The following is a 15,008-nucleotide window of genomic DNA, read 5'->3' as shown; positions in this document are numbered from 1 at the left end:
CCCTTCCTAGAATCCGAGGTACGCGTGCCGGAGCTGGTCGTCGTCGCGCAGCCGGGCGGCCGGCGCGGCCGTCACCACCCGCCCGAGCGACATGACGATGCCCTGGTCGGCTACCGACAGCGCGGTGCGCACGTTCTGCTCGACGAGCAGGACGGTGAGCCCTCGCTCGTCGCGCAGCCGCCGCAGCAGCGCCATGATCTGCGCGGCCACCTTGGGCGCCAGCCCGAGCGACGGCTCGTCGAGCAGCAGCAGCCGGGGCCGGGCGATCAGCGCTCGCCCGATCGCGAGCATCTGCCGTTCGCCGCCGGAGAGCTGGTGTCCGGCGTGGTCGCGGCGGCGGGCCAGGGCGGGGAACAGCTCGTACACCTCGTCCTGCGCGCGCCGGGCGTCGGCCCGGTCGCGCCGCCACAACCCGCCGAGGCGCAGGTTCTCCGCCACGGTCAGCTCGGTCACCACGCCGCGCCCCTCCGGCACGTGCGCCAGGCCGCGCCGGACCAGGTGTTCGACCCGGACCCCGCGCAGGTCCTCCCCCGCGTACCGGACGCGGCCACCGGTGGGACGGAGCAGACCCGAGAGGGTACGCAGCAGCGTGGTCTTGCCCGCGCCGTTGGCGCCCAGCACGGCGGTGACGGTGCCGGCCGGGACGGTGAACTCGACGTCGTGCAGCACCGGCACCGGTCCGTAGCCGCAGCTGAGCGCCTCGACCTCCAGCACGGCGGTCACGACGCGCTCCCCTCGGCCGGCACGTCCGCGCCCAGGTACGCCTCGGTGACCCGGGGGTCGTCGCGGATGCGCTCCGGCGGGCCGGCCGCGATCACCTTGCCGAAGTCGAGCACCACCAGGTCGTGGCAGACGGACATGACCAGGTCCATGTGGTGCTCGACGAGCAGGACGGCACAGCCGTCGTCGCGTCCGGGCAGCGCGCGGACCAGGTCGGCCAGCTCGGCCACGTCGTCGGCGCCGAGGCCGCCGGCCGGTTCGTCGAGCAGCAGCAGCCGGGGACGGGCGATCAGCGCGCGGGCCAGCGCGACCCGCTTGCGGACCGGGTACGGCAGGGTGGCCGGCACCGCGTCGGCGTACTTCCCGATGCCCAGTTCGGCGAGCAGGTCCAGGGCGGCCGCGCGCAGCCGCCGCTCGTCGTTGTCGCTGCGGGGCAGACCGAACAGCGCGGCGGCGAAACCGGCGCGGGCGGTGTGACTCGCGCCGGCGACCACGTTCTCCAGCACGGTCAGCCCGGCGAACAGCCCGACGCCCTGGAGTGTGCGGGCGATGCCGAGCCGGGTGAGGGCGTGCGGGCGGGGCCGGAACGGCCTGCCGTCCAGGGTGAGCGACCCCTCGGTCGGCCGGACGAAGCCGCAGGCCACGTTGAACAGGGTGGTCTTGCCGGCGCCGTTGGGCCCGATCACGCCGACGACCCGGCCCGGCGGTACCCGCAGCGAGACGTCGTCGAGGGCGACCAGGCCGCCGAAGCGCACGCCGACGTGGTGCAGCGCCAGGCCGTCGGCGGCTGTGGCCGGTGGGCTCATCGTCACCTCGTGCCGGTCGACGGGGCGTGGAAAAACTAATTACACCGGGAGTGTACTTTTCTCTGCCGCCGCGTCAATGCCCAGACGATCACGACTCCTTCCCCCTCGCTTCCGGGGCTCCTACGTGCACGGTCGGTGCGATCATCCCGGCATGCGGTCGCTGGCACGGCGCAGGAACGTCTGCTCCGCGGCGTTGCCGGTGCCGGCGATCGCCGCGTCGTACGCCACCCGGGCCTGCGCCGGACGATCCAGGCGGCGCAGCAGGTCGGCCCGGATCGCGTGCCACACGTGGTAGCCGCCCAGGTCCAGACCGTCCACAGCGGCCAGTCCGGCCGCCGGTCCGCGCACCTCGGCCAGCGCGACCGCCCGGTTCAGCGCCACCACCGGTCCGGGCGCGACGGCGGCCAGCTGGTCGTAGAGCGCGAGGATCTGTCCCCAGTCGGTGGCGGCGGCGGTGGGCGCGTCCGCGTGCACGGCGCCGATCGCGGCCTGGACCTGGTACGGGCCGGGCCGGCCCCGTCGCAGGCACCGGCGGACCAGTTCCTGCCCCTCGCCGATCAGCTCCCGGTCCCATCGGCCGCGGTCCTGCTCGGACAGCGACACCGGCACCCCGTCCGGGCCGGTCCGGGCGTCGCGACGCGCCTCGGTGAGCAGCATCAGCGCGAGCAGGCCGAGCGCCTCCGGCTCGTCCGGCATCAACGTCACCAGCAGCCGGCCCAGCCGGATCGCCTCGGCACCCAGCTCGGCCCGGCCCAGCCGCTCCCCCGCGCTGGCCGTGTGCCCCTCGTTGAAGATCAGGTACACCACGGCGAGCACCCCGCGCAGCCGGTCCGGCAGGTCCGCGTCACGCGGCACCCGGTACGGGATGCCGGCGTCGCGGATCTTCGCCTTGGCCCGGACCAGGCGCTGGGCCATCGTCGGCTCCGGCACCAGGAAGGCCCGCGCGATCTCGGCGGTGCTCAGACCGCCGAGCAGGCGCAGCGTCAACGCCACCCGGGCGGGAGCAGCGAGCGCCGGGTGGCAGCAGGTGAAGATCAGGCGCAGGCGGTCGTCGGGCACGGGCCCCTCCTCGGCGGGCGGGTCGGCGGCGTGCAGCAGTGCGGCCTCGGCGTGCCGCGCCTCCCGGGTCGCCTCGCGCCGCAACCTGTCGATCGCCCGGTTCCGGGCGGTGGTGATGATCCAGCCGGCCGGACTGGGCGGCGGCCCGTCCGCGGCCCAGCGCGTCACGGCGATCGCGAACGCCTCCTGGACCGCCTCCTCGGCGAGGTCGATGTCGCCGAGGAGACGGACCATGACGGCTACCGCGCGGCCGTACTCGGCCCGGAAGACCTGTTCGACGTCGGTCATCCCTCGCCCTGGAACGGGCGGACCTCGATCGGCAGCGTGGTGGCCAGGGCGTACCGGCGGCCCCAGTCCAGTGCGGCGTCCAGGTCGGGCGCCCGGATGACGGTGACGCCGCCCAGGTACTCCTTGCCCTCGGCGAACGGCCCGTCGGTGACCAGCACCTCGTCACCGGCCGGGCGCAGCACGGTGGCGGTCTGCGGGTCGTGCAGGCCGTTGCCGAACACCCAGCACCCCGCCTCCCGCAGGTCCCGGCCGATGGCCTCGACCTCCCGCATCACCCCGGCCAGGAACTCCGGGTCCGGACGGCCCTGGCCGGCCGGCTGGTACATGCTGATCAGGTACTGCTTCATCGGCTTCTCCTCGTCACCGCCGGACGGCCCCGCGCCGTCCCTTCACCCTCCACACGAACGGTGGGCGCCCGTTTCGACACGCCGGGCCGGGTGAATCCGGCCGGGAGCGGGGTACGCCGACGCGTGCGCCGCCACCGGGTCGTCGTCGTGGGCGCCGGGTTCTCCGGCCTGGCCTGCGCGCTCGCGCTGGACGCGGCCGGTGCGGAGGTGCGGGTGCTGGAGGCGCGGGACCGGGTGGGCGGCCGGACGCGCAGCCGCCCGCTGCCCGGCGGCGGCTGGCTCGATCTCGGCGCCCAGTGGATCGGCCCGAGCCAGGACCGGATGTACGCGCTCGTCGCCACGTACGGGCTGGCCACCTTTCCCTCCCCCGCGCACGGTGAGCCGACGCTGCTGCTCGGCGGACGCCCGGCCACCGGCGAACCGCCCGGGCTGTCCGGACTGCTCGGCACGCTCGACGAGATGGCGGCCCGGCTCGACCCGGCCGCGCCGTGGCGGGCGGACGACGCGGCACGGTGGGACCGGATCACGCTCGGCGGCTGGCTCGACGCGAGCGCGGCCGGCCCGGTCACCGCCCGGTACGCGGGCCGGCTGCTCGCCGGTGGACTGCTGGCCGCCTCGCCGGAGGAGGTCTCGCTGCTGCACGTGCTGTTCTACCTGCGCAGCGGCGGCGGCACCCGGTCGCTGCTCGGCATGGCCGGTGGCGCCCAGCAGGACCGCGTCGTCGGCGGTCCGGCCGTGCTGGCCGAGCGGATGGCCGCCGCGCTGCCGCCCGGGAGCCTGTGCCTGCGCGCGCCGGTGGACGGCGTCGCGCAGGACGGCGACGGCGTGCGGTTGCGCGCCGGCGGCGAGACGTACCGCGGCGACGCGGCGGTGGTAGCGCTGGCGCCGACGCTGGCCGGGCGGATCCGGTACGACCCGCCGCTGCCGCCGCTGCGCGACGGCCTGACCCAGCGGATGCCGATGGGTGTGGCGCTCAAGGTGCACGCGCTCTACCCGGAGCCGTTCTGGCGCGCCGACGGCCGCTCCGGCGTGTCCAGCACCGACACCGGGCCGCTCACCGAGACGGTGGACAACTCCCTGCCGGACGCGCCGGGCGGGGTGCTCACCGCGTTCAGCTACGGCGCGCAGGCCCGGGCGCTGCGCCGGCTGCCTGACGACGCGCGCCGGGCCGCGCTGCGCGACGCGCTCGCCGCGATCTTCGGCCTGGCCGCCGCGCGCCCCGACGACCTCGTCGAGTACGACTGGTCGGCCGACGAGTGGACGCGCGGCTGCTTCTGCGGCGTCCTGCCGCCCGGTGCGTGGTGCGCGTACGGCCCGGAGCTGCGGACGCCGGTGGGCCGGGTGCACTGGGCCGGCACGGAGACGGCGACCCGGTGGAGCGGCTACCTGGAGGGCGCGGTGACCGCCGGCGAGCGCGCCGCCGCCGAGGCGCTCGCCCAGCTCGGCTGAGCACCCTATCCAGTGAGATTCTTCGATGCGATCTATTGAAAAGTTTCTCCGCCCTGTGACCTAATGACGACAGTTCCTTTCGTCATACTCCCGCCGCCGGAGCGCGGCAACCCCCAGGGAGGACAGATGCACAGGTCGATCCGATCGGCGCTGCGCGCGGCCGGAGCCGCGCTGCTCGCCACCGCCACCGTCGCCGCGGCGACCCTGTTCGGGGCGGCCCCCGCCGGCGCCGCCCCGGCCGGGCTGCCCGGCATGGACGTGTCCAGCTACCAGGGCAACGTGAACTGGTCCGGGGCGTGGGCCAACGGCGCCCGGTTCGCGTACGTCAAGGCGACCGAGGGCACGTACTACACCAACCCGTACTTCGCCCAGCAGTACAACGGCTCGTACAACGTCGGGATGATCCGCGGCTCGTACCACTTCGCCCGTCCGGACACCACGAGCGGCGCCACCCAGGCCAACTACTTCGTCGACCACGGCGGCGGCTGGTCGAAGGACGGGCGGACGCTGCCCGGCGCGCTGGACATCGAGTACAACCCGTACGGCGCGACCTGCTACGGGCTGAGCCAGGCGTCGATGCGCAGCTGGATCGCCTCGTTCGTCAACCAGTACTACGCCCGCACCGGCCGGTGGGCCACCATCTACACCACCACCGACTGGTGGAGCACCTGCACCGGCAACACCTCGCAGTTCGCCGCCAACAACCCGCTGTGGATCGCCCGCTACGCAAGCAGCGTCGGCACGCTGCCGGCCGGCTGGGGCACGTACTCGTTCTGGCAGTGGTCCTCCTCCGGCATCTTCCCCGGTGACCAGAACGTGTGGAACGGCTCGCTCGACCGGCTACGCGTACTGGCCTGCAACGGAACCTGCTGACCCCGGCCCGGGCGTGGCGGGCGGTGCCGGTCCCGCCACGCCCGGCGTACCGGCCGATCCGGCGCCCCCCTTCCGCGAGGAGGTTGCGATGTCCCTTCCCGTACCCCGGCGGACCGTGCTGCGCGGCGCGGTCCTGCTCGGCGCCGCCGCCGGCGTCGGCGCGCTCACCCAGATCGGCTCCGGCCCCGGCGCGCGGGCCGCCGCCACCCGGGTCGACCAGCCGACCATCGCCAACTGCGCGACCTGGGGCGCCCGCCCGCCCTCGTCGCCGGTGAGCGTGGTGGCCAGCCGGCCCAACAAGATCATCGTCCACCACACGGCGTTCCCGAACACCACCGACTACAGCCTCGCCCAGGCGTACCGCAACTCCCGCGACATCCAGAACCTGCACATGGACAGCAACGGCTGGCTCGACTCCGGGCAGCACTTCACCAACAGCCGGGGCGGCTACCTGACCGAGGGCCGGCACGGCAGCCTCTACGCGCTGCTGCACGGCCAGACCATGGTGCAGGGCGCGCACTGCGTCGGGCAGAACAGCCAGGCCATCGGCATCGAGAACGACGGCATCTACGTGAACGTCCAGCCGCCGCAGGCGCTCTGGAACAGCCTGGTCACGTTCTGCGCGTTCACCTGCCAGCAGTACGGCATCGCGCCCACCGAGATCTACGGGCACAAGGACTTCAACGACACGCAGTGCCCCGGCCTGCTGCACGACCGCCTGCCGGAGCTGCGCCGTACCGTCGCCGCCCGCCTCGGCGGCTGACCACGGGGATACGCGGGGCGCCCGGGTGCGACGGGCGCCCCGCGTCGCGTCGGTGCTCGCTGTGTCAATGCTGGCTTATATAAGCCTTGTCTGATACAAAGGCGTTGTGCACGCCTTCGACGTCCTCGGCGACCCGGTCCGCCGCCGGATCCTGGAACTGCTCGCCGACGGCGAGCAACCCGCCGGCGCGCTCGGCGAGACCGTGCGGCGCGAGTTCGGCATCAGCCAGCCCGCCGTCTCACAGCACCTCAAGGTGCTGCGCGAGCACGGCTTCACCACAGTGCGCGCCGAGGGCACCCGCCGCCTCTACGCCGTGGATCCCGGCCCGCTGCGCGAGATCGACGCGTGGCTGGACGGGTTCCGCCGCTTCTGGACGCCACCACTGGCGGCGCTCGCCACCGAGCTGGCCCGGGGCCGCCGCGAGCGACGGCTGCGCGAGGACACCACCGACGACGAGAGGACCGAACCATGATCGACGTGACCGGACAGATCAGCGCCGTCGAGCGCCGCATCGGCGACCGTACGCTTCCCGCCGGGCAGGCGCGGGTGCTCACCATCGCCCAGACGTACGACGCGCAGGTCGCCGACGTCTTCGACGCCTGCACGAACCCGGAACGGATACCCCGCTGGTTCCTGCCGGTCTCCGGTGACCTGAGCCTCGGCGGCCGGTACCAGCTGGAGGGCAACGCCGGCGGCACCGTCGAGCGCTGTGACCCGCCGCACGGCTTCGCCGCCACCTGGGAGTTCGGCGGCGAGGTGAGCTGGATCGAGGTGCGGTTGCGCGAGGCGGGACCGGGGCGTACCCGCTTCGAGCTGGAGCACGTCGCGCACGTCGACGACCAGCGGTGGGCCGAGTACGGCCCGGGCGCGGTCGGCATCGGCTGGGACCTGGCGCTGGTCGGCCTGGCCTCCCACTTCGCCACCGACGGCACGGGCGTCGACCCGGCCGCCGCAGCCGAGTGGATGGCCTCGGACGAGGGCCGTCGTTTCGTCACCGAGTCCAGCAAGAGCTGGACGGCCGCAAGCGTAGAGGCCGGCACCCCGCCCGACGAGGCACAAGCCGCAGGCGAGCGCGTCACCGCGTTCTACACCGGCGCCCCCACCCCGTAACCCTCCCGCCCGCGCCCCCAGCCCTCGCCGATCTTGCAGTTCGGGCCCCTGCAATGCCCGTCTTCACCTGGATTGCAGGCCACCAAAGTGCAGGGTCGGTGAGGCTACCGGGACATGCTGGACAGTTGATGTTCGCCCGGCGAGCGAGGGGCCGCGGTCGCGTCCCTTGCCCGATCGCCCTGGCGACTCTCGCCGGGCTCTTGGAGATCTTGGTACGAGAAGGCCCCCATAGGGGCCCTCTCGTACCAAGATCTCTCTGCATCTCAGAAGGCGGAACCCGCTTCCCTCGATGTGGTAGGCCGCCTCGCATGGCGGGCAGGAGGCGGGCTCCGGACGAATGCGGGGACGGGCGGCGCGCGTGGCGAGGCGGTCAACGCCGGTGCGGAGGGCCGCTGGGGACGGAGCCGGCTCACGGCAAAATCCACAATGGTCCCGCAGCGGCGCGCCGCTGCGGGCGAAATGCGACGGTGGGATGTCGGTGGGCTGGGGCAGACTGCGGGGCATGCCGATCCGTTCCGTCGCCGACCTGACCGCCGCGCTCGACACCGGCGAGACGTTCAAGTACCTGCACTTCTGGGGGCACCGGCCACAACGCGACGGCAGTGTCGGCGCGGGTTGCCTGAGCCAGTGGTGGCCGGCGCCGTTCACAGTGGACGGCCGGGAGTTCGCCACCGCCGAGCACTGGATGATGTGGCACAAGGCGACCCTCTTCGGTGACCACGCGGTCGCCGAGCGGGTGCTGGCCGCCGGGCATCCGCACCGGGCCAAGGCGCTCGGCCGGCAGGTGCGCGACTTCGACGAGGCGACCTGGGTGGCCCGGCGCTACGAGATCGTGGTGGCCGGCAGCGTGGCCAAGTTCTCCCAGCACGAGGCGTTGCGACGGTTCCTGCTCGGCACCGGCGACCGGGTGCTCGTCGAGGCCAGCCCGACCGACCGGGTCTGGGGCATCGGCCTGACCGCCGACGATCCGCGCGCCGCCGACCCGGCGACCTGGCGGGGCGACAACCTGCTCGGGTTCGCCCTGCTGGAGGCGCGCGCCACGCTCGCCGGCCCGAGGGGTGACGCCTGACCTGGGGCCGGGGGTGCGGGTAACGTGCTGCGGCGTGACCGCGTACTCGCACTGCTCGTTCTGCGGCGCGGCCTACCCGGCGGGCGCCGGGTGGCCACGCGTCTGTTCCTCCTGCGGCGAGACGGTGTGGCGCAATCCGCTGCCGGTGGCGGTGGCGGTGCTGCCGGTCCACACTCCGCAAGGGCTCGGCGTGGTGGCGGTGCGCCGCGACATCGAACCGGCCCGGGGGCAGCTCGCGTTGCCGGGCGGCTTCATCGAGTACGGCGAGGAGTGGTCCGAGGCGCTCGTCCGTGAGCTGCGCGAGGAGACCGGGCTGCGGGCCGAGGCTGGCGAGGCGCGGCTGTTCGCGGTGCACGGCGCACCGGCGGGCGGCACCATGATGGTCTTCGGCGTGCTGCCCGAGCGGCCGGTCGGTGACCTGCCGCCGTCGGCGCCGACCGAGGAGGCCACCGAGTGGCTGGTGCTCACCGATCCGGTCGAGCTGGCCTTCTCCACGCACACCCGGGTGCTGGCCGACTTCCTCGCCGGCCAACGCCCGCTCTGACCGAGGCCACCCGGCCAACGCCCGGCCCCGACCGCGACGAATCCGGCAGCGCCGGGACGGCCCGGCACGCTCAGCCCGCCAACGGGCGCGACGCGGTCAGCCGCCCGCCGGGACCGGCTGGGGTGAGAACGGCACGGCGGCCGGCACCTCGATCTCCGGCTCACCGGCCGGGTGCCGCCACAGTCCGCGGCGGCGCAGGATCGGCAGTACGCCCTCGCCGAACCAGTACGCCTCCTCCAGGTGCGGGTGACCGGAGAGGATAAACTCGTCCAGGCCGAGCGCGTGGTACTCGGCGATCCGGTCGGCGACCTCGGTGTGGCTGCCGACCAGTGCGGTGCCCGCGCCGCCGCGTACCAGCCCGAATCCGGCCCACAGGTTCGGCGAGACCTCCAGTCCGTCGCGGGAGCCGCCGTGCAGGTCGAGCATCCTCCGCTGCCCCTCCGACTCGCTGCGCCGCAGACCCTCCTGCACCGCACGCACGTCGGCCTCGGGGATGCCGTCGAGCAGCTTGCGCGCCTGGGCCCACGCCTCCTCGGCGGTGTCGCGGCTGATCACGTGCAGCCGGATGCCGTACCGCAGCTCCCGACCGGCCTCGGCGGCGAGCCCACGGATCCAGTCCAGCTTGCCGGCCACCTGCGCGGGCGGCTCGCCCCAGGTCAGGTACACGTCGCTGTGCCGCACCGCCACCGGCCCGGCCGCGCCGGACGACCCGCCGAAGTAGACCGGCGGCACCGGGTCGGGCACCCGGCCGAGCCGGGCGCCTTCGACCCGCACGTGGGCGCCGTCGTGGTCGACCGTCTCACCACGCCACAGCGCTCGCACCACGTGCAGGAACTCGTCGGTACGCGCGTAGCGGCCGTCCTTGTCCAGGAAGTCGCCGTACGCGCGCTGCTCGGCGGACTCGCCGCCGGTGACCACGTTGAGCAGCAGCCGCCCGCCGGACAGGCGCTGGAACGTGGACGCCATCTGCGCGGCGAGGGTGGGTGAGAGCAGGCCGGGCCGGAACGCGACGAGGAACTTCAGCCGCTCGGTCACCTCGGTGAGCATGGCGGTGGTCAGCCAGGCGTCCTCGCACCAGGCGCCGGTGGGGGTGAGCGCGCCGGCGAAGCCGAGCTGTTCGGCGGTGCGGGCGATCTGCCCCAGGTACGCCACACTGGCCGGCCGCGCGCCACCCGCCGTGCCGACCGGTACGCCGTGACCGCCGCCCACGATGTCCCGGCTGTCGCCGTAGGTCGGCAGGAACCAGTGGAAGGTGAGCGACATGGTGTACCTCCGGTGCGCTGTCGGACGGGCCGCCTCCTGAGTGGTGGGACGACCACGCCGACACCCTACCCATAAAACCTATCGGGTTGGTAGGTTGCTGTCGCCCGTCGATGCCGGGCCCTTCCCCTCCCCGAGGAGTCGTCATGCGTACCCCCAGATCGCGCCGCCGGCCAGTGGCCGCGCTGCTCACCACCCTCGCGCTGCTCGCCGCGACGGCGTTGACGGCCTGCGGCGGCGAGGCGGCCGACGCCAGCGGCGGCGGCGACGGTCCGCTGCGCATCGGCTACCAGCGCTTCGGCGGGCTCAGCCTGGTCAAGGCGCGCGGCGACGCGAAGAACGTCACCTGGTCGCTGTTCGAGAGCGGCCCGGCCCTGACCGAGGCGCTCAAGGCCGGCTCGATCGACATCGGCCAGGTCGGCGAGGCGCCGCCGGTGTTCGCCGCGGCCGGGAAGATCCCGTTCTCCGTGGTCGGCACCTCACAGCCGATCCCGCAGGGCGAGGCGGTTCTGGTCAAGACGGACAGCCCGTATCGTGGATTCGCCGACCTGCGCGGGAAGACGGTCGCGCTGAACAAGGGCTCCAACGTGCACTGGCTGCTGGTCAAGCTGCTGGAGGCCAACCGGATGACGCTCGCCGACATCAACGTGAAGTATCTCAAGCCCGCCGAGGGGCGGCCCGCGTTCGACAACGGGCAGGTCGACGCGTGGATCATCTGGGACCCCTACTTCGCGCTGGCCGAGCAGCCGGGCGTCCGGGTGCTCGCCGACGCCACCGGCCTGGCCGGCAACCGCGAGTACGTGCTGGCCGCGCCGGACGCGGTGAAGAACCGCACCGATGACGTGCGGGCATTCCTGAACACGTACCGGCAGACCACCGACTGGGGCATCGCCCACCCGACCGAGCGGGCCGCCGTCCTCGCACCCGAGCTGAAGATCCCGCTCGACGTGACCACCCGGGCGCTGGCCCGCAGCGCCAAGCCGCTCGCCCCGGTCACCCCGGAGATCGGCGCGGAGTTGCAGGCCATCGCGGACAGCTTCGTGGAGCTGAAGCTCGTGCCCGGACCGGTCGACATCGCCGGGCGGGTGGACGGCCGGTTCAACGAGGCGTTCCAGTGAGTGGTCCGGCGCTGGCCGAGGCGACCGCTCCTGTCGTACCCGATCGGGCGACGCCGCGGCGGTCGCGGGCCCGCGTCCCGCGGCGGTGGCGGCGCGCGGTGAGCCCGGTCGTGCTGGTGCTCGCCTGGGAGGCCGCCGCGCGGACCGGGCTGCTCGCCCCGGAGAAGCTGCCCGCGCCCAGCGCGGTGCTGGCGACCGGGTGGCGGCTGGCCCGCGACGGCACACTCGGTGTGCACCTGCTCGACTCGCTCACCCGCGCCGCGCTCGGCCTGCTCATCGGCGGCGGCCTGGCGCTGGTGCTCGGCGCGGCGGCGGGGCTGCTGCGCCTCGGCGACGACCTGGTCGACCCGCCGGTGCAGATGGCCCGGATGCTGCCGCACCTGGGCCTGGTCCCGTTGCTGATCATCTGGGTCGGCATCGGGGAGTCGCTGAAGGTCACCCTCGTCGCGCTCGGCGCGTTCTTCCCGATCTACTTCAACACGTACGCCGGCATCCGCGACATCGACGAGCGGCTGGTGGAGGCGGCGCGTACCTGCGGCCTCGGCGCGGCGGCCCGGCTGCGCCACGTGGTGCTGCCCGGCGCGCTGCCGGCGCTGTTCCTCGGGCTGCGGCTGGCCATCGGCGCGGCCTGGCTCAGCCTGGTCGTCGGCGAGCAGGTGAACGCGCAGACCGGCGTCGGGTTCCTGATGATGGAGGCGCGCGAGTTCAGCCAGACCGACGTGGTGGTGCTCGGCCTGCTCATCTACGCGCTGCTGGGCCTCGCCTCCGACCTGCTCATCCGGTACGCGGAGAGGAGGACGCTGGCGTGGCGACGCGGACTGCGCGCGACCTGACCGGGCCGGTGCTCACCGCACGCGCGGTGACCCGGTCCTTCGGCCCGGCCGTGGTGCTGGCCGGGGTGGACCTGACCATCGCCGCCGGGGAGACGGTGGCACTGCTGGGCGGCAGCGGCTCCGGCAAGAGCACGCTGCTGCGCGTGCTCGCCGGGCTCGACGGCGACGCGGGCGGCGAGCACGCGGTGCACGGCACGGCCGCCGTGGTGTTCCAGGAGCACCGGCTGCTGCCGTGGAAGCGGGTAGCAGGCAACGTGGCGCTCGGCCTGACCGGGCCGGACGTGGGCGAGCGGGTCGGCCGCGCGCTGGCCGAGGTGGGGCTCGCCGACCGGGGCCGGGCCTGGCCGGCGGAGCTGTCCGGCGGGCAGGCGCAGCGGGTCGCGGTGGCCCGCGCACTGGTCCGCGAACCGGACCTGCTGCTGCTGGACGAGCCGTTCGGCGCGCTCGACGCGCTGACCCGGCTGCGCATGCAGGGGCTGCTGCGGCGGCTGCGCGCCCAGCACGGCTTCGCCGCGCTGCTCGTCACCCATGACGTGGAGGAGGCGCTGCTGCTGGCCGACCGCGTCCTGCTCCTCGACGACGGCGTGATCGCTGAGGAGGTGCCGGTACGCCTCGGCCCGTCCCCGAGCCCCGACGACCCGGCCCTCGGCGCACTGCGCCGCCACCTGCTCGACCGTCTCGGCGTACCCGCCGGCTGACCGCGATGGAGAACCGATGACCCGCTGGACGCCCGACCCGACCTTCTACCCCTCCCCCGCGCTCGCCGCCACCGCGCCGCCCGAGAAGCTCGCGTACGTCGCCGCGTTCGACCGCGCCGGGCAGCGCCCCGACGCCATCGCGGTGCTCGACACCGACCCGGACTCCGGCTCGTACGGCCGGGTGGTGGGCTGGACCGAGCTGCCGAACACCGGCGACGAGCTGCACCACTTCGGCTGGAACGCGTGCAGCAGCGCGCTCTGCCCGACCGCGCCGCACCCGCACGTGGAACGCCGCTACCTGATCGTGCCGGGCCTGCGCTCGTCCCGGATCCACGTGCTCGACACCAAACCCGACCCACGCCGGCCGAGCCTGGTCAAGGTGATCGAGGCGGAGGAGCTGGGCGAGCGCGCCGGGTACTCCCGCCCGCACACGGTGCACTGCGGCCCGGACGGCATCTACGTCTCCGCGCTCGGCGGCGCGGACGGGCAGGAAGGGCCCGGCGGCATCGCCGTGCTGGACCACACCACGTTCGAGGTACGCGGCGCGTGGGAGGCCGACCGGGGGCCGCAGTTCCTGGCGTACGACTTCTGGTGGCACTACACGCAGGACGTGCTGGTCACCAGCGAGTGGGGCACGCCGTCGATGATCGAGGACGGCATCGTCGGGGAACTGCTGCTGGGTCGCAGGTACGGGCACGCGATCCACTTCTGGGACCTGGCGAAGCGCCGGCACGTGCAGCGCGTCGACCTCGGCGACCAGTACCAGATGCCGCTGGAGCTGCGCCCCGCGCACGACCCGACCAAGTCGTACGGCTTCGTCGGCGTGGTGATCAGCGTCGAGGACCTGTCCGCCTCGATCTGGCTGTGGCACCGCGACGGCGACGCCTGGGCGGTGACCAGGGTGATCGACATCCCGGCGGAGCCGGCCGACCCGGCCGACCTGCCGGACCTGCTCAAGCCGTTCGGGGCGGTGCCGCCGCTGGTCACCGACATCGACCTGTCCGTGGACGACCGGTTCCTGCACGTCTCCTGCTGGGGCACCGGTGAGCTGATCCGCTACGACGTCAGCGACCCGTTCCACCCGGTACGCGTCGGCTCGGTGCGCCTCGGCGGCATCGTCAACCGCACCCCGCACCCGGCGTTCCCGGACGAGCCGCTGGCCGGCGGGCCGCAGATGGTGGAGATCAGCCGCGACGGCCGCCGCGTCTACGTCAGCAACTCCCTCTACGGCACCTGGGACGACCAGTTCTACCCCGACGGGGTGGGCGCCTGGGTGGCGAAGCTCGACGTCGACCCGGAGCACGGGGGCCTGGTGCCGGACCCGCGGTTCTTCCCGCGCGGGGAGGAGTTCCGCGGCCTGCGCGTGCACCAGACCCGGTTGCAGGGCGGCGACGCCTCGTCCGACTCGTACTGCTTCCCGTGACCGGCGCGACCTGGGCTGCGCTGGCCGGCCTCGGCGCGTTCCACGGCCTGAACCCGGCGATGGGGTGGCTGTTCGCGGTGGCCCGGGGCCTCCAGGAGCGCCGCCGGGCGGCACTGATGGCGGCCCTGCCACCGATCGCGGCCGGTCACCTGGCGTCGGTGGCGGTGGTCGCCGCCCTGGTCAGCGCGACCCGGTCGGTGACGGCGAGCACGGTGGTCGCGGTGACCGGCGGGGTGCTGCTGGTCGGGTTCGGGCTGTGGCGGCTGCTGTCCGACCGGCACTTCCGGTGGGCCGGGATGCGGCTGTCGGCGGCGCAGCTCACCGCCTGGTCGTTCCTGATGTCGGCGGCGCACGGCGCGGGCCTGATGCTGCTGCCGGTGCTGCTCGCCGAACCCGCGGCCGCCGCCGGTCCGCACTCCGGGCACCTCGCCGCCGCGCCGGCCGGCGCGCTGACCGGCCTGCTCGCCGCGGCCGTGCACACCGTCGCCATGCTCGCCGTCGCGCTGGTCGTGGCCCTGCTGGTGTACGAGGTGCTCGGCGTCGGTGTGCTGCGCCGCGCCTGGTTCAACGTCGACCGGCTCTGGGCCGGCGTGCTCGTCGCGGCCGGGGTGGTGACGCTGATCGGCGCGGCGTGAGCCGTCGCCCCAC

At 74.1% G+C, this 15,008-nt stretch carries 17 protein-coding genes; 12 read left to right on the top strand and 5 right to left on the bottom strand.

Features of this window, described 5'->3' with window-relative positions; translation table 11 throughout:
- Nucleotides 1-6: 6 nt before the first annotated feature.
- The 4 genes from GA0070562_RS07470 to GA0070562_RS07455 all read right to left on the bottom strand — a co-directional run bounded on the left by GA0070562_RS07470 (nucleotide 7) and on the right by GA0070562_RS07455 (nucleotide 3,220).
- Complete coding sequence (locus GA0070562_RS07470) at nucleotides 7-723, bottom strand: ABC transporter ATP-binding protein (protein WP_091417507.1); 717 nt, start codon at nucleotides 721-723, stop codon at nucleotides 7-9.
- Entirely contained in the window at nucleotides 720-1,526 is an 807-nt protein-coding gene (locus tag GA0070562_RS07465) for an ABC transporter ATP-binding protein (protein WP_091417504.1), read from the bottom strand. Before GA0070562_RS07465 ends, GA0070562_RS07470 begins: the two co-directional genes overlap by 4 nt.
- Before the next feature lie 141 nt (nucleotides 1,527-1,667).
- Entirely contained in the window at nucleotides 1,668-2,873 is a 1,206-nt protein-coding gene (locus GA0070562_RS07460; RefSeq protein ID WP_091417501.1) for an RNA polymerase sigma factor, read from the bottom strand.
- On the bottom strand, nucleotides 2,870-3,220 hold the full coding sequence (locus tag GA0070562_RS07455) for a YciI family protein (protein WP_071094667.1): 351 nt from the start codon (nucleotides 3,218-3,220) through the stop codon (nucleotides 2,870-2,872). Before GA0070562_RS07455 ends, GA0070562_RS07460 begins: the two co-directional genes overlap by 4 nt.
- Between GA0070562_RS07455 and GA0070562_RS07450 the strand changes: the two genes are divergently transcribed.
- From GA0070562_RS07450 to GA0070562_RS07420, 7 genes are all read left to right on the top strand, one after another.
- On the top strand, nucleotides 3,179-4,669 hold the full coding sequence (locus tag GA0070562_RS07450; RefSeq protein WP_254663758.1) for a flavin monoamine oxidase family protein: 1,491 nt from the start codon (nucleotides 3,179-3,181) through the stop codon (nucleotides 4,667-4,669). The genes GA0070562_RS07455 and GA0070562_RS07450 overlap by 42 nt on opposite strands.
- A 126-nt stretch (nucleotides 4,670-4,795) precedes the next feature.
- Nucleotides 4,796-5,542, top strand: coding sequence for a lysozyme (locus GA0070562_RS07445; protein WP_091417497.1), 747 nt, complete (start codon nucleotides 4,796-4,798; stop codon nucleotides 5,540-5,542).
- 88 nt (nucleotides 5,543-5,630) lie between these two features.
- Entirely contained in the window at nucleotides 5,631-6,305 is a 675-nt protein-coding gene (locus tag GA0070562_RS07440; protein WP_091417495.1) for a peptidoglycan recognition protein family protein, read from the top strand.
- A gap of 106 nt (nucleotides 6,306-6,411) precedes the next feature.
- The gene (locus GA0070562_RS07435; RefSeq protein WP_091417492.1) at nucleotides 6,412-6,777 is read left to right on the top strand and encodes an ArsR/SmtB family transcription factor; all 366 of its coding nucleotides are present in this window, start codon (nucleotides 6,412-6,414) and stop codon (nucleotides 6,775-6,777) included.
- A complete protein-coding gene (locus tag GA0070562_RS07430; protein ID WP_091417488.1) occupies nucleotides 6,774-7,415 on the top strand; it encodes an SRPBCC family protein in 642 nt (213 codons plus the stop codon). The genes GA0070562_RS07435 and GA0070562_RS07430 overlap by 4 nt, the downstream gene beginning before the upstream one ends.
- A gap of 472 nt (nucleotides 7,416-7,887) precedes the next feature.
- Entirely contained in the window at nucleotides 7,888-8,484 is a 597-nt protein-coding gene (locus GA0070562_RS07425; protein WP_091417485.1) for an NADAR family protein, read from the top strand.
- Nucleotides 8,485-8,518: 34 nt separating this feature from the next.
- Nucleotides 8,519-9,028 carry an NUDIX domain-containing protein gene (locus GA0070562_RS07420; RefSeq protein WP_091417482.1) on the top strand — a complete coding sequence of 170 codons (510 nt, stop codon included), beginning with the start codon at nucleotides 8,519-8,521 and terminating at the stop codon, nucleotides 9,026-9,028.
- Nucleotides 9,029-9,124: 96 nt separating this feature from the next.
- Here the strand turns inward: GA0070562_RS07420 and GA0070562_RS07415 are convergent, their stop codons facing one another.
- A complete protein-coding gene (locus GA0070562_RS07415; protein ID WP_091417479.1) occupies nucleotides 9,125-10,291 on the bottom strand; it encodes an LLM class flavin-dependent oxidoreductase in 1,167 nt (388 codons plus the stop codon).
- A 143-nt stretch (nucleotides 10,292-10,434) separates the two neighbouring features.
- On the opposite strand from GA0070562_RS07415, the gene GA0070562_RS07410 reads away from it, so the two are divergent.
- From GA0070562_RS07410 to GA0070562_RS07390, 5 genes are all read left to right on the top strand, one after another.
- Nucleotides 10,435-11,406 carry a sulfonate ABC transporter substrate-binding protein gene (locus tag GA0070562_RS07410; protein ID WP_091417475.1) on the top strand — a complete coding sequence of 324 codons (972 nt, stop codon included), beginning with the start codon at nucleotides 10,435-10,437 and terminating at the stop codon, nucleotides 11,404-11,406.
- Between the two features lie 98 nt (nucleotides 11,407-11,504).
- Nucleotides 11,505-12,239, top strand: coding sequence for an ABC transporter permease (locus GA0070562_RS07405; protein WP_254663750.1), 735 nt, complete (start codon nucleotides 11,505-11,507; stop codon nucleotides 12,237-12,239).
- Nucleotides 12,212-12,937 (top strand): ABC transporter ATP-binding protein, encoded by a 726-nt coding sequence (locus GA0070562_RS07400; RefSeq protein WP_091417467.1) that lies wholly within the window; start codon nucleotides 12,212-12,214, stop codon nucleotides 12,935-12,937. Before GA0070562_RS07405 ends, GA0070562_RS07400 begins: the two co-directional genes overlap by 28 nt.
- A 16-nt stretch (nucleotides 12,938-12,953) precedes the next feature.
- Nucleotides 12,954-14,360, top strand: coding sequence for a selenium-binding family protein (locus GA0070562_RS07395; RefSeq protein ID WP_091417464.1), 1,407 nt, complete (start codon nucleotides 12,954-12,956; stop codon nucleotides 14,358-14,360).
- Nucleotides 14,357-14,995 (top strand): hypothetical protein, encoded by a 639-nt coding sequence (locus tag GA0070562_RS07390; protein WP_091417461.1) that lies wholly within the window; start codon nucleotides 14,357-14,359, stop codon nucleotides 14,993-14,995. The genes GA0070562_RS07395 and GA0070562_RS07390 overlap by 4 nt, the downstream gene beginning before the upstream one ends.
- The last annotated feature ends 13 nt before the right edge of the window (nucleotides 14,996-15,008 follow it).

This window comes from Micromonospora tulbaghiae (assembly GCF_900091605.1).
Lineage (GTDB): Bacteria > Actinomycetota > Actinomycetes > Mycobacteriales > Micromonosporaceae > Micromonospora > Micromonospora tulbaghiae.
Note: the sequence above shows the minus strand (reverse complement) of the source record. Positions and strands in the feature narration are given on the sequence as shown.

Coding starts and splice junctions, on each gene's coding strand:
- GA0070562_RS07430 (WP_091417488.1), top strand. CDS start 6,774: ATGATCGACGTGACCGGACAGATCAGCGCCGTCGAGCGCCGCATCGGC.
- GA0070562_RS07395 (WP_091417464.1), top strand. CDS start 12,954: ATGACCCGCTGGACGCCCGACCCGACCTTCTACCCCTCCCCCGCGCTC.
- GA0070562_RS07460 (WP_091417501.1), bottom strand. CDS start 2,873: ATGACCGACGTCGAACAGGTCTTCCGGGCCGAGTACGGCCGCGCGGTA.
- GA0070562_RS07445 (WP_091417497.1), top strand. CDS start 4,796: ATGCACAGGTCGATCCGATCGGCGCTGCGCGCGGCCGGAGCCGCGCTG.
- GA0070562_RS07455 (WP_071094667.1), bottom strand. CDS start 3,220: ATGAAGCAGTACCTGATCAGCATGTACCAGCCGGCCGGCCAGGGCCGT.
- GA0070562_RS07425 (WP_091417485.1), top strand. CDS start 7,888: ATGTCGGTGGGCTGGGGCAGACTGCGGGGCATGCCGATCCGTTCCGTC.
- GA0070562_RS07410 (WP_091417475.1), top strand. CDS start 10,435: ATGCGTACCCCCAGATCGCGCCGCCGGCCAGTGGCCGCGCTGCTCACC.
- GA0070562_RS07465 (WP_091417504.1), bottom strand. CDS start 1,526: ATGAGCCCACCGGCCACAGCCGCCGACGGCCTGGCGCTGCACCACGTC.
- GA0070562_RS07415 (WP_091417479.1), bottom strand. CDS start 10,291: ATGTCGCTCACCTTCCACTGGTTCCTGCCGACCTACGGCGACAGCCGG.
- GA0070562_RS07440 (WP_091417495.1), top strand. CDS start 5,631: ATGTCCCTTCCCGTACCCCGGCGGACCGTGCTGCGCGGCGCGGTCCTG.